This is a genomic window from Fervidicola ferrireducens (assembly GCF_001562425.1).
Taxonomy (GTDB): domain Bacteria; phylum Bacillota; class Thermosediminibacteria; order Thermosediminibacterales; family Thermosediminibacteraceae; genus Fervidicola; species Fervidicola ferrireducens.
Window position 1 is genome coordinate 1 of record NZ_LOED01000028.1, and the last position, 18772, is coordinate 18772.

Genomic DNA, 18772 nt, shown 5'->3' on the forward strand with positions numbered 1-18772 from the left:
CATTTTTTGTACGGGAAAGGTATGAGCGATAAGCTGAGAGTGCTTTGAGCATGGCGCACTGGAGTGTAGCGCGGTTGAGGTCGAATAGTTCACAGGCTTTGTGGTAGGTTTCGCGGTTTAACTTTGCCCTGCTGGTAGTTTTCAAAGTTTCAGCCTGCTTTAGGAACCATGAGCAGGCTTTTCGATATGTCTCGAGCATTCGGGCCATTTTCTCCAGTTTGCCTTTGTTTGGGGATAAGAGTTTTAGTTTTAGAGTTACTATCTGCGTATAGCATCTCCTCCAGTTCGCTTAAATTTTAGCATAACCGGAGAAAAATTACAACCCGCCATTCATCCCCCGATTAAAATCGGGGGATGAATGGCGGGATTTTTGTAAATCCCTCCAGCTTTTTTTAAGAATCTTGAATGTGCTTTTTGCAAAAACTAGCCTTAGCTGGAGGGATCGTATTATGTTTGAAAGCAGCAAAAAAAATGCTCTGGTGTCTTTTTTAATATACGCCTCGTTTATAATTTTTAATTTGAGTCGTGCCGGTGTGGTGCAGGCTGAAGAAACAAGTCTCCATTTAAATGCCCGTGCGTACCTGTTATTGGATGCGACTACCGGGAGAGTTTTAATAGAAAAAAATTCTCAATTGAGACTGCCTATGGCGAGTACCACTAAAATAATGACGGCTATTCTGGCACTGGAAAGGGGAGATTTATCGTCAAAAGTAACCGTTAGCCGCAGGGCTGCATCAGTTGGAGGTTCCTCCTTTCACCTCATGGTTGGTGAAACAATGTCTCTGGAAAATATGTTATACGGATTGTTGTTACCTTCCGGAAATGACGCTGCTATAGCTATTGCCGAACATATAGGCGGAGATGTAGAAACCTTTGTCGAAATGATGAACCGAAAAGCGCGAGAAATAGGTGCTGAAAACACCAGTTTTAAAAATCCTCACGGACTTGATGAACCTGGGCATTATACTACAGCGAGAGACTTAGCCTTGATTACCAGATATGCCCTCAATATACCTAAATTTAGGGAAATTGTAGGTACAAAAGATATAGTTATAACCGAAGGAAAATACACAAGGCATATATACAACACTAATAGATTACTAAGGATTTCTGAGACTATAGACGGTGTCAAGACTGGTTACACAGGGAAAGCAGGCAGATGTCTTGTGGCTACTGCTCAAAAAAATGGATTTAGGCTTATTTCGGTAGTGTTAGGCGCACAAGACCATTTTTCGACTTCATTGAAACTCCTTAACTACGGATTTGAGAATTATGAATTAAAAAAGCTGGTATCAAAAGACAGCGTTTATGCTGCCGTTCCTGTAAGGGGAGGCATTGTAAAAAAAGCGGTGGTAGTTGCGGGAGAAGATATAGCTTTGCCGTTAAGGAAAAAAGAAAAAATTCGGATGAACATCAGCGTCTTTCCTTTTACGGAAGCGCCGGTTTATAAAAACCAAGTTTTAGGAGAAATTCAAATATATATCGACTCAACGTTCATTTGCAGTGCGCCTCTTGTTTCAATTTATGACATAAGGAAAAAGTCGCTTTTCGATAATTTCTATAAAATGATTAAGATATGGATGCTTGGCGAGGGGTGATTTTTCATAAAAAAATTTATTGAACAAGAAGGATTTTCAATTTCCATGTCGAATTTTCTAAATTAAAACAACTCATCAATGATGAGGGGTATGATTATTATGGGAGATCCTTATAAAACTGGCATGTTTAAAGGGGTTAATCCTTATGTGAGAAAGAAACCATTAAAAGGCAAAATAATTGTGGTTTTGGATGGAAAATACGAAGAGAGAGGCCTAAAATTAATCGTTCAACCGTCAAGATGTATAAAAGTCGGAGAAGTGCATGAACTTATTATCACTGATGAAGCAAGAGGGCCTGGAGACATTGTGAACAGAATTGCATACGTAGGTTTTTTCGAGGTAAAAGAAAGTGCAGTTATAGTGTCAGGCGATGAGGTAAAAATTAATGGCAGAGTAGTAGGTAAAATAGCGGGATACGACGAGACGCATATGCCCAACCATTATAACATAGTGGTAAATGCTCCGGAACTAGTGACGGGAAACGAAATGGGAATCGAGCTTGATTCAGAAATTGTTATAGGATAGTAAAATTAAGATTGAGAATTGAGCGGCTAATTCGCCGCTTGGTTCCATAAATTTAATGAGGAGGGTTAAAGAATGCCAAAGTTTAAAAAGAAATTCGAAATGTATAAACACCTTCAGGCAAATATTGCCAACATCTATGCGGAGGCCAGAAAAGCAGCTGATGAAATCGGTATACCCCCTGAGATTAGAGGAAAGTTCGGCCTTACGGGAGCTATATCGGGCTGCCCTTCGCCCCTGACCAAAAAAGTAAGGGAAGCTGTTGAAAAAGGAAGCACCGAAGTTATTCCTCTTGCCAAGTTGGTGGATGAAATAAGAGCTATAGTGAAGGATGTATATGGAGATGAATATGACGCAGCACCCATAAACACTTGCGAAGCCGGTTTATGGGTAACTTTTGATGTGCTGTTTACTCCGCCAATGCAGGGCAGAGGCGACAATTACCTCAGCCGCTATATTATCCCATACGAAAAGCATTTGCATCATCATGGAGGATATGGAAGGCCTTACCCGCCCCGCTTCAAGGACATTTTCGCAGACCGGGGCTGCACTGCAGGTGAACTTGGATTCTATGGAAAAAGACAAAATAATCTGAGTGTCCACATTGTGCCACTTGTTGGAGCGGATTATTCGGTGCATGGAATCAAATACCATCCTGCAATTTTACTGACCAAGGTTGATCCCGAAGCATCGGCGAAAAAGATAAAGGAAGCCGCACAAAGAAATGCTTCCATGCTGGCGGGCATAACCTCTCTAGCGTATGATACCCCAGGTTACGGATACGGTGTAAAGGATGCCGATGGAACACCGGTGCTTCAAAAGAAACTGGCAGAAATTGCCCATGAGTTTGACGTGCCTTATGTTTTAGATAACGCGTGGGGTGTGCCGTTTATAGGCCATGACATAAGAAAGAGCGGAGCAGACGTTATTATTTACAGCATGGATAAAGCCAGCGAATCCACAACCGCCGGCCTTATAATCGGAAAAGAGGAGTACATGGTTCCCATAAGAAGGGCTCTGGGTTACCACGGAGATAGATACGGTACTACCGCTTCTTACGGAAAGGCTGCCTACGTAACCAATGACCCGGGTAAAGAAGCTTTGTTGGGTGTCATAGCAGCATTAAAAGAATTGAGGGAAAACCCCGAAGAACTTACCAAGCCTGTGGACGATCTTTACGAAATAGTAAAAGAAGAATTTGAAAACATACATCCGAAGATAAAGAAAGGCTTAATAATAAGCAAGTCTTACAACAGCAGGGCGGTGGAAGTAAATTACGAAAACACTTGGAATGGCGAAGAATTGGGATTGCCGATATTTACCATAGAAGATATGTACGCAGGAACGAATATATTCCAAAGCGGAATGTCGCAAATGGGAGTAATACCCACAGTAGCTTACGATGCAAACATTATGATATCGCCGGGATTGGGAACCACAGACGATAACGGTCAGATAATAGAGGATAGAGCAAGATTAGCAGTGCGGGCCCTTGTCAGGCTGATTGAAATTGTGGCCAAATATAGTGGTTATATTGATTAAATAAAAAGAAACTTTTAGGGGGTCATACAATGCCTAAAGTTGTAGTAATAGGGGGCGGGTGGTCAGGATGTGCCGCCGCCCTTGCCGCCAGAAAAGCCGGTGCGGAAGTTGTGTTGCTCGAAAGAACCGATATGTTATTGGGAACTGGTTTGGTAGGCGGAATCATGCGCAACAACGGTCGCTTCACTGCTACGGAAGAAATGATTGCAATGGGAGCCGGGGAACTGTTTGAAGTTACGGACAAGGTAGCAAGGCATAAAAACGTGGAGTTTCCAGGCCATAAACACGCCACCCTTTATGATGTATCAAAGGTCGAACCTGCCGTCAAAAAAGTTCTCCTAGAAGCCGGCATTGAGATTCATACGATGAGCCGAGTGAGAGACATAGAAATGGAAGGGAACAAAATTAAAACCGTTATAACCGATAATGACGAGGTATTTTCCGGAGACGTGTTCGTCGAATGCACTGGAACTGCCGGCCCTCAAAACAATTGCACTAAATATGGAAACGGATGTGCCATGTGCATCTTAAGGTGTCCGAGCTACGGTGGGCGTGTCAGCATAGCGGCGAAAGCTGGAGTAAAAGAGATGATGGCGAAAAAAGCCGACGGAACGTACGGGGCGATGAGCGGATCTTGTAAACTGCATAAAGATTCTCTATCCGAAGAAATAGTAGAAAAACTTAATACCACCGGCGTGGCTGTCATCCCGGTTCCCCCTGAGGTTAGAGAAGATGAGAAAATCCTGACTAAAAAAGCTTGCCAGCAATATGCCTTAAAAGAATTCGTGGAAAATGTCGTATTGCTCGACACGGGCCATGCGAAATTGATGACGCCCTATTTCCCGCTCGACCAGTTAAGAAGAATTCCGGGATTTGAAAACGCCCGCTACGAAGATCCGTATGCAGGAAACCTGGGCAACTCTATAAGATATATGGCGATGTCCCCGCGGGATAATTACCTGAAAGTTCAAGGAGTGGAAAATCTCTTCTGCGCAGGAGAAAAGGCAGGTCCGCTGGTGGGACACACCGAAGCGATATGCACAGGGACGCTGGCCGGTGCGAACGCAGTGAGATACGCGGCGGGGGTCAGTTTGGCGACAATTCCGACAGAGCTGGCAGTTGGTGATGCCATCACCTATGTAAACGAACAGATGAAGACGGAGGAAGGGATTTCGAAGAAATATACTTTCTCGGGATCAGTCTATTTTGAAAGGATGAAACAATTAGGTTTGTATACGACTGACGTAGATAAAATAAGAGAAAGAGTTGAAAAGGCTGGCATGTTGAATTTCTTCAACCAAAAGATTGTATAAAGTGAAATTAGACAAAAAGGGGCAAATAAGGCCCCTTTTTGTCTAAGAAATGATTTTTTTGGACATCAAAATATTATATAATGTAAGGTGAGAATATTAGCCATCAGGAGGGTAGTATGTCTTCGGAAAAAAAGCAGTTATTGTATCAAATCCTCAAGACTATATCGAATTCATCTGTCCCGGTGGGGTCGGGTTTTGTCCGGGAAAACCTGAAACTGAATGGCTATGATATAAGCGAGGCTACTGTCGGGAGAATTTTAAGAGAGATGGACGCCGAAGGTTATACCGAGAAAGTAGGGTTTAAAGGGCGAATATTGACATCTTACGGCATCGAAAAATTAAGGGAATTGGAGCATGATCACAAAATCAACCATTATGGAAATGAACTTATAAACGTCATAAAAGCTACCGGCAGAAAAAATTTAATCGACATATTGATTGCGAGGAAAGTGATAGAAAGCCAATTGGCGAGACTTGCCGCTCAATATATAACTCAAAAAGAACTTAAAGAAATGGAAGAAGTAATAAAATTTCAACAAGTTCATGTAGAAAAGGGGCTTTCGATAGCAGAAGATGATGTCAAATTTCATAAACTGATAGCTCAAGCAGCTAGGAATAGGGTTCTTGATGCAGCTTTGGACCTCATAAGACAACACGGGCAATTATCGCCGATTTTAGAATATATAAGAAAGAAGGTTAAGAGTAAAGTATTACTGGACCACGAGAAGATTTTTGAGGCCATAGCTTCGAGAAACCCGGAAGCAGCGGAAAATGCCATGGTAAAACATATAGAGAATCTGATTGCAGATGTAGAAAAGTATTGGAGTATGGTGTATGAGAGTGAGAATGTAACTATGTAAGCTGACTACATTTTTTCCAAATGTAAAATTTTAGAAGGTTATTTGTAAACGTGACTACTCATCAATGATGAGGGAGGAATTATTATGTCAAAAGCCCTAGAAAAAGTTATGGATGCCGTGGACATAGAAACATTTTTGGTTTGCGACAGCGAAGAGGAAGCAAAGAAGATTTCCATACAAATGATGAATGAACTGGGATTTAGTGATGCAAGTATTGTATTCATCCAACACCTCGGTCCGGGTGCTAGAGTCAGGGTAAGAGGGTATATATATAAACCCGGAGATCGGTACAATTGGTTTTATAATAAAAAAAATAATAGTTGATGAGGAGGAAAATGTATGACTTCTCAGAAGAAAAAAGTACTGCTCGCACCGTTAGATCCTGTTCACGACATCGGCCTTAAGATGATAAAAAGAGGCCTTGATTTAGCAGGGCACGATACAATTCTACTTCCTCCAGATTATTCTCCTGAAGAAATTATTAAAGCGGCTATAGACAACAACGTGGATGTAATATTAATCAGCAGAACTCTTGGATATAGGGTGGCTGAAATCCTGGGGAGTTTCATCGATCTAGCCGAGGCATCCGGATTAAGAGAAAGGGTAAAAATAGGTATCGGAGGCATGGCGATTAAGCCAGAGCTTGCCGCGGAACTAGGATTTGACGCAGGTTTTGGACCCGGAACCACGGTTGAAGAAGCTATAGCCTTCGTTGAAGGCAGGGAATATATAGAAGAAGATAGAGGTGCGCGAAAGACGAAAAAGGATATAACGGAGAAATACGATTATACGTTCAAAAACAAAAGAATAGAAAAGTTATTGAATACTATTGCCGATGAAATAATTGAATACGTGAAAGGCAAAACGACTCCCGGTATCGAAAGGGCAAAAATCCGTGAGAAGATGTTTGAAAGCGACGATGAGGCCGAATTGAGGCAATTGAGGAAGGAATATGCTGCTTTTTGCGACGACATAGTAAAGGCATATTATGCTAATGGTGCGTTAAAAGAAAAAACAAGGCAGCTTACTTCGGAAGAACTACAGGCTTTAAAGAGCTATTTAGAAAAAGTAAAAGCAAAAATGAAACCCTTGATTTTGCAGCATATTGATACGAATCCCGTAGTTTTTATCCAATACGGAACCGGTTGCCCCTTCATGGATATAGCTCACATCAAAACCTGTGAGGCATGGGGTGCGGACGGCGTCGTTCATTTCGACCCTTCGTGGGGGGCCAGGACTGAGGGTTTTTACGAAGGTTTCATCACCCACGAAGAGGACGGTTCCGTTATAACTTATGAAAATCTCAAGCTTATAAAAGATGCACTGATGCCTTCTACACTGTGGCAGGTGAGAGCTCATCGAGGCTTAAACACACCGGAGACTGTCTTGCTTGCAGGGAAAGTGGGAGCGGATTTAACAAAAATAAATATAGCTTATGGTTCTTTGGGGGGAGGCACCGACCCCGAAAGACTTACTGTAGATGCAGTGGCTGCAATAAAATATGCCGCTAGATTTAAGATGCCTTTCGATGTGGTCACTAACGAAGAGTTATGCGGAGTACCGGCGCACAAAGCATTTGCAGGAATGCTAATTGTGACAATGCTGGGGCTCAAACTCGGTGCGCGGCCAATCCTTCAGCCATTGTTCTGTTATTCGCCAGAAGTGATGATAAGTGGCCAAATGAAAGACAATTACATCGATTTCAATGCGGCAAAAATCTTTGCACTAAAGAGCATACTAAACGCACCAATCTGGTGCGGTGCACCTATCGGATTTTTGACCCAGACAGAGGACAGGGTTCAATCTTCGTTAAGTACAGCCTTACACGCATCGTTAGCTTCTTCGTTAGAAGTTGATGGAATTTCCATCGCTTCTGCCGATGAAGCTTATTCGGGCGGACCCATATCTGCTGCTGCAAGGGTCGATACTCTCAGAGCAACTCAATCGGCATTTAGATTTTTCGGACATGCTAAAATAATTCCCACCGAAAATTCCGAAATTTGGGCTTCTCAGATTGTGGAAGGCATAGAACGTACCCTCGAATCGGTTGTTAAAAACGGCAGTTTTGTGGATGCCCTTTATAAGGGGCTATTGGGAAGCCGTGAAGAAGGAGCGTACCCGGGAAGGGCAGGCCGCGGCACGGTAAAGAATATTTAACTTCCGGAGGTAATTAGGGTGCGAATAATCGGCGTTGCCGGTACTGCCAAAAACACCGGCAAAACTACAACAATATCAGCACTTCTTAGATGTGTATCTCAGTCCTCGAAAACAAAAGTGGGCTTGACCAGCATAGGTTACGACGGGGAAGAGATTGATAACATAACGGGACTGGTAAAACCCAGGTTGTTTTTAAATAAAGGTAACGTAGTAGCTACTGCCATCACTTTAATAAATGCAGGAAGTGCAGAATTGAAAATTGTAGAAGAAACCAATATTTTTACGCCGTTAGGAAAGGTTATAATTGCCGAAGTAAAGAAAGACGGGCTCGTAGTGGTAGCGGGCCCTAATAAGAGTGGCGAACTTAAAAGAGTCGTCGATACGATGATAGAAAAAGCGGGATGCCACATGGTTCTTGTTGATGGAGCATTGAATAGAATAGCGCCGATGGCCGTGACGGAAGGCCTGATTATTGCAACCGGTGCCGCTAGAAATCCCGACGTGGCCGAGTTGGTTCAAGAGACGAGGCATATTTGCGATATATTAGATTTGGCTGAGGCGGAAGAAAGCTATAAAAAGATAGCAAGCGATATAAAAACAATCGCGGTAATTAATAAAGGAGGCAAAATAGATACCTATCGCTATTCGGCGTTAATTCATGATGACATAGTGGCAGAACTGAGAAAAATTATAACCGACGATGCCCGTGCCGTGTATATACCCGCTGCCGTTTCCCAGCCGGCGCTGGAAAAACTTTTAAAAATATTAGGTGCTAGGTTAAGCGGTTTTACAATTCTCCTTCATGATCCGATAAAACTTCTGGTGAGTGCAAGTCCCGAAAGAATAGTGAGGACTATAAATAAGATAGAAGCTTTAAAAGGGCGAATTGAAGTATTGAAAAAAGTGCCGGTTTTGGCGGTAACTATAAATCCTTTTTATCCCCGATATATGTTCGATAAAAATATTTACGAACCAGCTTATGTCGATGAAAAGTTGCTGAAAGAAGAGATGCAAAAAGCACTCTCGCTGCCGGTAGTGAATATTTTAAAAGATGGTGCGGATATATTAATGAAAATTTTGGGATTTTAGGTCGAATCCGTTGTGATTCGGCCTTTTTTCTTTATCACAGTTCGGAAGGGCCATTCATAAATTAATTTTAGGTTTATTTTTTGGAGGGGTGGTTCTCAGTGGTGTTTAACTTTAACTACAGGTGCATAGATGCGCTGTCGCCTTATTGTCCTTGTTACCTTGCTGAGACTCAAAGCTGTCTTGTGTGTTCTGTACTCCAGGGGAAAGATACGTGCGATTGCAATTGGCAGGGGTTTTGCGTCTATCAGGAATACATTTGGAACGGAAAGAAAAAGGAAAACTTTCGAAAGACAGTAGAGGCAAAAATAGCAGAAAAAAAGGCATTCAGCGATAACCTTGTAGTGTTTAAGGTAATACTCACATTGCCTGCTTTAAGTCGGGATTTCAGCCAACCCGGGACTTATGTCTTTTTAAAGTCTTTTGATACTCCGCCTTATTTTGAAGTTCCTATTTGTGTGATGGATGCAAATGAAGATGAAAACAGTTTAAACTTTGCCGTTCAGATAATAGGCCCGAAGACTAAAAATTTAGTTCGGGAAAATAAAGCTTTCTTATTAAGAGGACCTTATTACAACGGAGTATTAGGTTTAAAGCACATAAAGGGGGCAAAGAACAAAAGATGTTTATTGATCGGCGGTGGGATAGGGCAGGCCTCTCTTGTCTTGGTAGCTAAAGCTCTCGTTCGGGGGAAAAATGAAATAACGGCCTTATTGGATGCCGGGGCGATAAAATATAACCCCGCCGAAGATTATTTGAAAAACCTGGGTGTAGAGGTTCAATATTTTGCAAAACAGGATCTTGTGTTTGGAGAAATGCTGCTGAATTTGATAGAAGAAAAAAACATTGAAATGATTTACAGCGGCGGTTCGGATGTGCAGCACGATTTTGTAAAGTCGGCCGTTATCCGGAGCGGTCGGAAGATAGACTTTGCAGCATCTAACAACGTCCAGATGTGCTGCGGAGAGGGAATTTGCGGAAGTTGTGTGGTTACATTGGGCTCTGAAAAGATAAAATTTTGTAAAGCACAAACAGAATATATGATTTAGTTGGGGGGCTCAAATCATGCCAAAAGTAATAGTTGTAGGCGGCGGCTGGGCGGGATGTGGTGCGGCGTTGGCCGCCAGAAAAGCGGGAGCTGAAGTGGTGATTTTGGAAAAGACTGATATGCTTCTTGGGTGCGGACTCGTGGGAGGCATAATGAGGAACAATGGCCGCTATACCGCGGCTGAAGAGGCAATTGCGTTAGGTGCAGGAGAGCTATTTGAAATCGCGGATGAAACCGCACGTCATCGCAATGTGGACTTTCCCGGACATTCCCACGCCACACTATATGATGTTTTAAAAATAGAACCCCGGGTGAGAAAATTTTTAGAAAAAATGGGAGTGGAGCTTCGCTTTCAATCAAGAGCAGTGGATGTCAAAATGGAGGGGAAAAGGATAAAAAGTATAGTGTTAGCCGATGGCGAAACAATCGAAGGTGATGTATATGTGGAAACCACCGGCTCTTCAGGGCCTATGGGAAACTGCGTTAAATATGGCAATGGATGCTGCATGTGTATACAAAGATGTCCGGCATTTGGGCCGAGAGTCAGTATTAGTAAAAAAGCAGGAGTGGAAGACCTTGTCGCTAAAAGATCTCCAGACCTTTACGGGGCGATGAGCGGTTCATGTAAATTGAACAAAGATTCACTCGGAGAAGATATAAAAAAGGAATTGGAGAAAAAAGGAGTAGTTGTGATAAAGTTGCCCGACGTGTTTATTCATAAGGAAAAACTTTCAATAAAAGTATGCCAGCAGTATGCTTTGGATGAATATGCTGAGAACATCGTATTACTGGATACTGGACACGCAAAGCTCATGGCACCGTTTTTCAGTTTAGATGAATTGAGAAAAATTAAAGGCTTTGAAAATGTTCGTTTTGAGGACCCCTATGCAGGCAGCAAAGGTAATTCGATAAGATATATGTCTATGGCACCGCGGGATGATTACCTGCAAGTGGAAGGAGTTGAAAACTTGTTTTGTGCGGGTGAAAAGTCCGGCCCGATTGTCGGGCACACCGAGGCAATTTGTACGGGGATTCTCGCAGGTCACAATGCGGTAAGGAAGGTCCTTAAAATGGAGCTTTTGAAGCTACCAAGAGAACTGGCCATTGGCGACATGATAGCTTACGTCAACGAGGAACTGAAAAAGCCCGAAGGACTTTATAAGCGCTTTACTTTTGCCGGTTCTACTTACTTCGAGCGAATGAAGAAATTCGGGCTTTACCTTACAGAAAAAGAGGCAATAAGAAAAAAGGTGAAAAATCTCCAACTTTATAACGTTTTCAATGAAAATCTCGTCACAAATGAAGGAAAACGGCAACATGGCGTATAATAATAAATACTAATATATTTTATTCGGAAAAGGGTGTTATTAATTTGAAGGTGAGGTTGCAAAAATTCCTGGCTATGGCTGGAATTGCCTCCAGACGAGCCTGTGAAACGCTAATACTGGATGGAAGAGTTCAAGTTAACGGGAAGATTGTAAAAGAACTGGGTATTAAGGTCGACCCCGATGTGGATGAAGTAAGAGTAGATGGGGAAATATGCCGCATTAAAATGAAACCCGTATATATAATTATGAATAAACCAAAAGGAGTTTTAACTACTGTTAAAGATCCTTTTGGCAGACCTACTATTATCGACCTTCTTGCGGGTGTAAAGGAAAGAGTATTTCCGGTGGGCCGCTTGGATAAGGATACGGAAGGACTACTTATAATAACCAATGACGGTGAGCTGTCGTATAAGCTTACGCATCCCAAGCATCAGATAGATAAGACTTATATAGCGAAAGTTATGGGTGTTCCCGATGAAAAAGACATCAGAAGGTTAAGGAAGGGAATATTCTTGGAAGATGGAAAAACAGCCCCGGCAAAAGTTCGCATTTTGAAAAAAGGAAAGAATTTTGCTGTGCTCGAGATTATTATTCACGAGGGGCGAAAAAGGCAAGTGCGTCGCATGTGCGAAGCTATAGGCCATCCAGTTTTGTCGCTCAGGCGAACCCGCATAGGGAACCTAACCCTCCGGGGACTTGCCCCCGGAGGGTGGAGATACATGACAGAAGAAGAGGTTAACTACCTTAAAAGTCTGTAGAGGGGGAAAAATTTTGATTGTATTTAGAAGGGCAAGATCTATGGATTTTGAGGTGATAAAAGGCATTTTAGAAAAGGTCGGGCTTATGACAGATGGCATTGAACAACACATTGACAATTTTATGGTGGCTGAAGAAGGAAACATCGTAATAGCAACCGGTGGGTTGGAAATTTACGGTGATGTGGCTATACTTCGATCTCTTGCGGTGCTGCCGGAATTTCAAGGCAGGGGAATAGGCGATGGACTCGTGAGGGCCTTAATAAACTTTGCAGAGCGCAGAGGAGTGAAAAAGATATTTCTTTACACTAGAAGCGCAAAACCTTTTTTCGAAAAAATAGGCTTTCTAGCTGTGGATTCGGAAGAATTGGATAAAAAAAGTATAAAATCATTACAAATAGACCAGTGTGCTAATTCATCGATTTTAATGAAGCTGGATGTAAACGATTTTTTTAAGAATATAAAATGCAGGAAGTAGAGCTTTTTGTTTGAATGTTTCCCTTATATTTGGTATAATTTTTCCGATGTAAAAGTAATCACCAGCAAAAGGAGTGAAAGGATTTGGAACTGTGGTTTTCAGAAATGCAATCCAAGAATGTAAAGATGAGCTATAAAATAAAGAATGTGCTTCATTCGGAAAAGACAAAATTCCAGAACCTTGCCGTTTTAGATAGCGAGGAATTCGGTAGAATGCTGATACTCGACGATGTGGTACAGCTGACAATGAAGGATGAGTTCATCTACCATGAAATGATAGCTCACGTACCGCTCTTTACCCATGGTAGCCCTGAAAGGGTATTAGTCATAGGTGGGGGAGATGGGGGCACGCTTCATGAAATTTTGAAGCACCCCGTAAAAGAAGCTCACCTGGTCGAAATAGATGAAAAAGTTATCGAGGCATCGAAGAAATTTTTCCCTGAACTAAGTGTCGCTTTTGATGACCCCAGAGCAAAGATTTTCTGCGAAGACGGTATAGCGTACGTCAAGAGATTTAAAAACCATTACGATGTTATCATCGTAGATTCGACGGATCCCGTGGGTCCAGCCGTGGGTCTTTTCAGAAAAGAGTTCTACAAGGATATTTTTGATGCTTTAACCGAAAAAGGGGTTTTCGTGGCTCAGACCGAATCTCCTTTCTATTATGAAGGATTGTTAAAAGAAGTTTATAATTGTATTGCGGAAATTTTCCCATATGCTGCGGTATATACGGCTGTTGTCCCTACATATCCAGGTGCTCTGTGGACGTTTATTATGGGTTCTAAGCAGGTGGACCCAAATAAAGCGAACGTTCCGGAAAGCTGCGATTTTAAAACCCGGTACTATACGCCGGATATCCATAAAGCCTGCTTTAAAATACCCGCATTTATAAAAGAAATCCTTTCTAAATAGAAGAGGGGAGAAAATTGCGAGGATTTAGCAGACTGGTGAATCAGGGAAGATTTCTCCAGGCAAAGGAAAATTACGATGAGAGCAGAGCCGTTGTGATAGGCGTTCCGATGGACTTCACCGTAAGTTTCAGACCGGGGACCAGGATGGCCCCGAAAAAAATAAGGGAAGTTTCTTACGGATTAGAAGATTTTAGCCCTTACTTGCAGGATACGCTTCAGAATAAATCTTTTTACGACGCAGGGGATTTAGACCTCCCTTATGGAAACGTGACAAAAAGCCTCGAGATTATCGAACAGGCTGCCAAGATCATCTTGAATGATGGGAAAATACCGGTATTTATCGGTGGAGAGCATCTCATTACATATCCGATAGTAAGACAAGTTGCAAAAAAATATCCAGAGCTTAAAGTGTTACAATTTGATGCTCATGCGGACTTGAGGGATACCTTTTTTGACGAAAAGGTATCCCACGCGACGGTGATGCGCCGGGTTTGTGAATGCATCAAGGAAAGACATCTCTACCAATACGGCATAAGGTCCGGTGTAAAGGAAGAGTTTGAGTATGCAAAAGGCCATACAAATATGAATTTGATAGATGTAAAAGGCCCTTTTTTAGAAAGCTTGGAACAAATAAAAGGATATCCGGTTTATATAACTATAGATATCGACGTAGTAGACCCGGCCTTTGCTCCGGGAACGGGGACACCCGAACCCGGAGGTTGCAGCTCAGGAGAGATACTGGAAGTGGTTTCTCATTTCAGGCAACTTAACGTGGTGGGGTTTGATATTGTCGAGGTTTCGCCCTTGAGCGATTTTTCAGAGAGGACTTCCTTGCTTGCTGCTAAGATTTTAAGGGAAATGTTGATTACACTTTGTTAAAAGCTTGGTGAAAATTGTTATGTCTGAGCTTGAAGTAAAAAATTTGGCCTATAGTTACAAGAAAAGAAAGGTCCTCGAAGATATCTGTCTGGAAATAAGTGCCGGGCAGTTTATCGGCATACTGGGGCCTAACGGATCAGGCAAAACCACTTTGCTCAATAACATAAATAGATGGCTTAAACCTCAAAAAGGAATGATTTTTATAGAAGGACAAAATATAGAGCACATGTCGACCAAAATACTGGCCCAAAATGTTGCTACAGTACCTCAGGAAACATCCTTGGATTTGGGGTTTACCGTTGAAGAAGTTGTAATGATGGGCAGAAATCCTTATTTAAGGACTTTTGAACGGGAAAGTTCTGAAGACCTTGCCGTTGTAGAAAGTTGCATGAAGTCGGTGGGAATATGGGAACTGAAGGACAGATTAATCGGCGAGCTGAGCGGGGGCGAAAAACAGCGGGTTTTGATAGCCCGCGCCCTCGCCCAACAACCAAAAGTACTTTTATTGGACGAACCCATTTCCCACCTGGATATCAATTATAAGTGGGAAATTCTTGAATTATTAAGAAAACTAAGTAGAAATCTTGAAATAATCGTAATAGCTGCACTTCATGATATAAACTTGGCCTCAATATTTTGCGACAAGTTAGTCCTCTTAAAAAATGGGAAAATATTTAAGGTAGGTTCACCGCATGAAGTTCTTACCGAAGAGAATCTAAAGGAAGTATTCAATGTTAATCTGAAAATAAGAACAGGGTCATACGGCCGCCCGATAATAACTTTTCCGCAGCCTGTGGAAAAGCTGCAAAAAGCAAGGGAATTCAATGGCATCCACGTCGTTTGTGGTGGAGGAGCCGGCGAAAAAGTACTCCATTACCTTCAGGGGAAAGGTTACAAAATATCGGCTGGCGTTTTGAATGTGGGTGATACGGACTGGAAAGCAGCCAAGGAGCTTGGAATAGATGTAGTGGAGGATCCTCCTTTTTCACCCATTTCGGAAGAAAAAGCAAAAGTAAATAGATATTGCATAGATAAAGCCGACGCCGTCGTCTTATGTAATATTCCCTTCGGTTACGGCAATTTGAAGAATTTAATAACACTGAAAGATGCGGTGTTGGAAGGCAATAAAAAGACTTTTGTTTTGGACGAAACCCCAATTGAGCAAAGGGACTACACTAATGGACTTGCTGAAAAGATTTACCGACAAATTTTAACCAAGGCGGTTATATTTCGATCATTCGACGAACTACTAGATTTTTTTTAAAATAATGGAGGGCCTGCAATGGTGAAAGTAAAATTGGGAGACGAAATCGTTCAGAGCAAAATAAAATTTAGGGTTCGAATGGATTTTAGGGGTGAACATAGACCTGGCAAATTTTTATTTGGAGGAAAGCCCGTTGAACAGGTGGCCCAAAATATTAGGGAAGAGCAAGTGACGCTGCTTAGAAACATTCCTATCCAGGGAATTTCCTTTGAAGAGTGCGACACATCCCCCGAGCCTTACGTGATATATGACGAAACTTTGGGAGAGAAAGTTGCTTACGCCCCGGCATTCATTACCGTCAACGCTGACTCGATAGAGGATATGATTCGGTTTGTGATGCGAGAAGAGTTCAGAAAGATAGAGGTCATCGAGCCCACTCAAATGATAATTACTAATAAGGACTTAGAAAAGATATTGTTTAAAATGGGAGAAGAGCTAAGAACTCAGCTTATGCTTTTTGCGCGAAAGCTAAAAAAATAGTGGAGATGAATTTTTAGATATGACAAACAGCGTAGCGATAGTGGGTGGAGGGGCAGCTGGGCTCATGGCCGCCTACAGTGCGGCTGTGCACGGGGCCGAGGTAACCTTATTCGAGCGGAACAGTATCCTAGGCATGAAAATATTGATATCCGGGAAAGGCCGGTGCAATTTGACAAATATAAAGGAATTACACGAGTTCATTCAAAATATCCCGGGAAACGGAAAATTTCTGTACGGGGCCCTGTCAAGATTTTCTAACAGAGATCTGATTGCGTTTTTTAATAAAATGGGGGTCGAGACGAAAGTAGAAAGAGGGGGTAGGGTCTTCCCTAAGTCGGACAGGGCCAAAGATGTCGTCAAGGCCCTTGAGAGCGCTTTGATAAAGGTCGGGGTTGAAATACGGTATAAAAGCAGAGTAAAAGAGGTTGTCGTTGAAGGTAAAACTGTAAAGGGATTGATTTTTTATGATAAAGAAGAGTTTTTTCCGTGTGATAAGGTTATAGTTGCGACAGGAGGAAAGTCTTATCCTTCGACCGGCTCTACAGGCGATGGATATGATATTGCGCAGAAGCTTGGACATACCATCGTACAGCCCCGTCCGTCGTTGGTGCCCCTCATTACAAAAGAAGAATGGGTAAAAGACCTTCAGGGATTGAGCTTAAAAAATGTTGAAGTTACTGCTTACAGCATGGGAAGGAAGCTTGCCTCCCAATTTGGAGAGATGCTTTTCACTCATTATGGTGTTTCAGGCCCGATAATCCTTACAATAAGTCGCAGCGTAGTAGAACATATCGAAGAAGGGGTAACGTTATCTTTAAATTTAAAACCTGCTTTAAATGGAGAAATGTTGGAAAGGCGATTGAAAAGAGACTTTGAGAAATACTCTAGGAAACAGTTAAAGAATGCTTTAGTCGACCTTTTGCCCAAGCGGCTTATACCGATTTTTATAGATATCTGCGGCATAGAGCCCGAAAAATCGGTTAATCAATTGACGCGTGAGGAAAGGAACAAAATTCTCAAGAATCTGACCGATTTAAAACTTACTGTCATTGGTTGTATGGAGGATGAAGCGATAGTCACGAGCGGAGGCGTTTCTATAAAGGAAATCGATTCGCGCACTATGGAATCAAAGATAATAAAAGGCCTCTATTTTGCAGGAGAAGTCATTGACGTAGATGGCCTCACCGGGGGATACAATCTTCAGGCAGCTTTTTCAACGGGATATCTGGCTGGGAAAAGTGCAGCTTTATCTTGAAGGAGATGAGCCTCTTGAGAGTCAGCAGTAATGGCAAGTTGGAAAAAGTGTACAGTGTGGCCATCGACGGACCGGCAGGCGCCGGGAAAAGTACGGTGGCTAAAATGATTGCAGAAAGACTCAATCTCGCATACGTAGACACCGGGGCTATGTACAGAGCCATTACATTAAAAGCCTTAGAAAGAGGCAATTTTAGTAAAAAAGGAATAATAAAAATAGCCGAAGAAAGTACAATAGAAATAATAAATGGCCGTATATACCTTGATGGTAGGGATGTAACGGAAGAAATAAGGAAGCCTTCCGTCGACGAAAAAGTTTCAACAGTCGCAAGTATTCCGCAGGTGCGGAAAAGGTTGGTGGAAATCCAAAGGCAAATGGCAAAAAATTCCGGGGTTGTAATGGATGGAAGGGATATAGGTACGACCGTTTTACCTAATGCAAAGTATAAATTTTATTTAACCGCAGATATAAAGATTAGGGCAAAGAGAAGATATGAGGAAATGCTGAATAAAGGCATAAATAGTGATCTGGAAAAAGTAGAACAAGAGTTAGCTCAAAGAGATAAACAGGACATGGAGAGGGAATGTTCGCCCCTTAAGGTGGCAGAAGATGCTGTAATTATAGATACGTCGCATAAAACTCCCGAAGAGGTGGTAAACGAAATATTGGACTATATAAAGAGGGATGAAAATGTTTTATAATCTGGCCAAATTCATATGTTCCATTTTGATAAAAGTGCTATTTAGGATCCAGGTAGAAGGTTTGGAAAATTTCCCGGAAAAGGGTGCTGTAATAGTATATTCAAATCATAAAAGCTGGTGGGATCCGGTTGTTGTTGGATGTATATTGAAAAGGCCGATTTTTTTTATGGCAAAGAAAGAACTTTTTGAGATCCCCGTTTTTGGATTTATTTTAAAGAGATTAAATGCCTTTCCTGTTAACCGAGGCGCGCCTGATAGAAAAGCGATAAAAAAGGCATTAGAAGTTCTAGACGAAAAAAAGGTTCTGGGCATATTCCCGGAAGGTACGCGCAGCAAAGATGGGGTCTTAAAGGAACCGGAACCGGGGATTGCTTTGTTGGCAACGAAGGTGAAGGATGTGGCTTTAGTGCCAGTTGCCATAAAAGGTGAGTATAAATTTTTAAACCATATATTGGTAAGGATAGGCAAACCAATTAGACTTTCCCTTGATGAAAAAGAAAAATTGAGTTCTATAGATTTGTCTAATTTGAGCAAGGTAATTTTTGATGAAGTTTCAAAGATGCTCGCCTGATTTTAAACTTAAACTGGACTTGGGG

The 18772-nt window shown here is 42.0% G+C and carries 19 protein-coding genes; all 19 read left to right on the forward strand.

The window, feature by feature from the left end:
* Nucleotides 1–407 precede the first annotated feature (407 nt).
* Nucleotides 408–1598, forward strand: a complete 1191-nt coding sequence (locus AN618_RS13340) for a D-alanyl-D-alanine carboxypeptidase family protein (protein WP_245628477.1) — start codon at nucleotides 408–410, stop codon at nucleotides 1596–1598.
* Between the two features lie 99 nt (nucleotides 1599–1697).
* The gene (locus tag AN618_RS09600) at nucleotides 1698–2123 is read left to right on the forward strand and encodes a DUF6917 domain-containing protein (protein ID WP_066354380.1); all 426 of its coding nucleotides are present in this window, start codon (nucleotides 1698–1700) and stop codon (nucleotides 2121–2123) included.
* Between the two features lie 72 nt (nucleotides 2124–2195).
* Nucleotides 2196–3662, forward strand: a complete 1467-nt coding sequence (locus AN618_RS09605) for a hypothetical protein (protein WP_066354383.1) — start codon at nucleotides 2196–2198, stop codon at nucleotides 3660–3662.
* A 29-nt stretch (nucleotides 3663–3691) separates the two neighbouring features.
* On the forward strand, nucleotides 3692–4975 hold the full coding sequence (locus tag AN618_RS09610) for an FAD-dependent oxidoreductase (protein WP_066354386.1): 1284 nt from the start codon (nucleotides 3692–3694) through the stop codon (nucleotides 4973–4975).
* A gap of 116 nt (nucleotides 4976–5091) precedes the next feature.
* Nucleotides 5092–5835, forward strand: a complete 744-nt coding sequence (locus AN618_RS09615) for an FCD domain-containing protein (protein WP_066354388.1) — start codon at nucleotides 5092–5094, stop codon at nucleotides 5833–5835.
* A gap of 84 nt (nucleotides 5836–5919) precedes the next feature.
* Entirely contained in the window at nucleotides 5920–6159 is a 240-nt protein-coding gene (locus tag AN618_RS09620) for a hypothetical protein (RefSeq protein ID WP_066354390.1), read from the forward strand.
* A 15-nt stretch (nucleotides 6160–6174) separates the two neighbouring features.
* Nucleotides 6175–7992, forward strand: coding sequence for a cobalamin B12-binding domain-containing protein (locus AN618_RS09625; RefSeq protein WP_066354392.1), 1818 nt, complete (start codon nucleotides 6175–6177; stop codon nucleotides 7990–7992).
* Between the two features lie 18 nt (nucleotides 7993–8010).
* The gene (gene kamB, locus AN618_RS09630; RefSeq protein ID WP_066354394.1) at nucleotides 8011–9081 is read left to right on the forward strand and encodes a lysine 5,6-aminomutase reactivase subunit KamB; all 1071 of its coding nucleotides are present in this window, start codon (nucleotides 8011–8013) and stop codon (nucleotides 9079–9081) included.
* 98 nt (nucleotides 9082–9179) lie between these two features.
* The gene (locus AN618_RS09635) at nucleotides 9180–10127 is read left to right on the forward strand and encodes a sulfide/dihydroorotate dehydrogenase-like FAD/NAD-binding protein (RefSeq protein WP_066354397.1); all 948 of its coding nucleotides are present in this window, start codon (nucleotides 9180–9182) and stop codon (nucleotides 10125–10127) included.
* Between the two features lie 16 nt (nucleotides 10128–10143).
* The gene (locus AN618_RS09640; RefSeq protein ID WP_066354402.1) at nucleotides 10144–11454 is read left to right on the forward strand and encodes an FAD-dependent oxidoreductase; all 1311 of its coding nucleotides are present in this window, start codon (nucleotides 10144–10146) and stop codon (nucleotides 11452–11454) included.
* A 44-nt stretch (nucleotides 11455–11498) separates the two neighbouring features.
* A complete protein-coding gene (locus tag AN618_RS09645) occupies nucleotides 11499–12212 on the forward strand; it encodes a pseudouridine synthase (RefSeq protein WP_083515163.1) in 714 nt (237 codons plus the stop codon).
* Between the two features lie 13 nt (nucleotides 12213–12225).
* Entirely contained in the window at nucleotides 12226–12687 is a 462-nt protein-coding gene (locus tag AN618_RS09650; protein ID WP_066354407.1) for a GNAT family N-acetyltransferase, read from the forward strand.
* Between the two features lie 83 nt (nucleotides 12688–12770).
* A complete protein-coding gene (gene speE / locus AN618_RS09655) occupies nucleotides 12771–13598 on the forward strand; it encodes a polyamine aminopropyltransferase (protein WP_066354409.1) in 828 nt (275 codons plus the stop codon).
* 14 nt (nucleotides 13599–13612) lie between these two features.
* Nucleotides 13613–14476: an agmatinase gene (gene speB / locus AN618_RS09660; protein ID WP_066354411.1), complete on the forward strand. Its 864-nt coding sequence runs from the start codon at nucleotides 13613–13615 to the stop codon at nucleotides 14474–14476.
* A gap of 19 nt (nucleotides 14477–14495) precedes the next feature.
* Complete coding sequence (locus AN618_RS09665) at nucleotides 14496–15740, forward strand: ABC transporter ATP-binding protein (RefSeq protein WP_066354413.1); 1245 nt, start codon at nucleotides 14496–14498, stop codon at nucleotides 15738–15740.
* Between the two features lie 18 nt (nucleotides 15741–15758).
* Nucleotides 15759–16220 (forward strand): hypothetical protein, encoded by a 462-nt coding sequence (locus tag AN618_RS09670; RefSeq protein WP_066354415.1) that lies wholly within the window; start codon nucleotides 15759–15761, stop codon nucleotides 16218–16220.
* Nucleotides 16221–16239: 19 nt separating this feature from the next.
* On the forward strand, nucleotides 16240–17475 hold the full coding sequence (locus AN618_RS09675) for a BaiN/RdsA family NAD(P)/FAD-dependent oxidoreductase (RefSeq protein WP_066354416.1): 1236 nt from the start codon (nucleotides 16240–16242) through the stop codon (nucleotides 17473–17475).
* 14 nt (nucleotides 17476–17489) lie between these two features.
* On the forward strand, nucleotides 17490–18176 hold the full coding sequence (cmk, locus tag AN618_RS09680) for a (d)CMP kinase (protein WP_245628476.1): 687 nt from the start codon (nucleotides 17490–17492) through the stop codon (nucleotides 18174–18176).
* Nucleotides 18166–18747, forward strand: a complete 582-nt coding sequence (locus tag AN618_RS09685) for a lysophospholipid acyltransferase family protein (protein ID WP_066354417.1) — start codon at nucleotides 18166–18168, stop codon at nucleotides 18745–18747. Before cmk ends, AN618_RS09685 begins: the two co-directional genes overlap by 11 nt.
* The last annotated feature ends 25 nt before the right edge of the window (nucleotides 18748–18772 follow it).